This is a genomic window from Paraburkholderia sp. SIMBA_027, from assembly GCF_046535315.1.
Taxonomy (GTDB): Bacteria; Pseudomonadota; Gammaproteobacteria; order Burkholderiales; family Burkholderiaceae; genus Paraburkholderia; species Paraburkholderia tropica.
Window position 1 is genome coordinate 1 of record NZ_JAWRWY010000229.1, and the last position, 344, is coordinate 344.

Annotated in this window: 1 protein-coding gene; it reads right to left on the reverse strand. The window is 59.3% G+C overall.

Annotated elements, in window-relative coordinates:
- Positions 1-344: sensor histidine kinase (locus SB764_RS38890; RefSeq protein WP_410866596.1), on the reverse strand; the 344-nt coding region annotated here is incomplete at both ends.

Here is a 344-nt window from a genome sequence, read left to right on the forward strand (position 1 = left end):
GTCACCTGTCCGCCGAATGCGCCTTCGGCGTGCCGTTTGATAACGGTGGTGCCGAAACCCTTTCGGGTCGGCTCCATGGCAGGGGGGCCTCCGGTTTCTGTCCAGACGAGACGGATAATCTGCCGCCCGTCTTTTTCGAAAGCCGTCCAGCCGACGTTGATCTTCCCCGCCGCAACTGACAGCGCCCCATATTTGATGGAGTTTGTCGTCAGCTCATGTACCACGAGGCCAAAATTCTGCGCCGCTTCCGGCGAAAGCATGAAATCGTCTCCCGAAAGCACGAAACGCTCCGATACGGTGCCGAAGACGTCGAGGTGTGTCTCGATCAGCTTGCGGATCGGCAG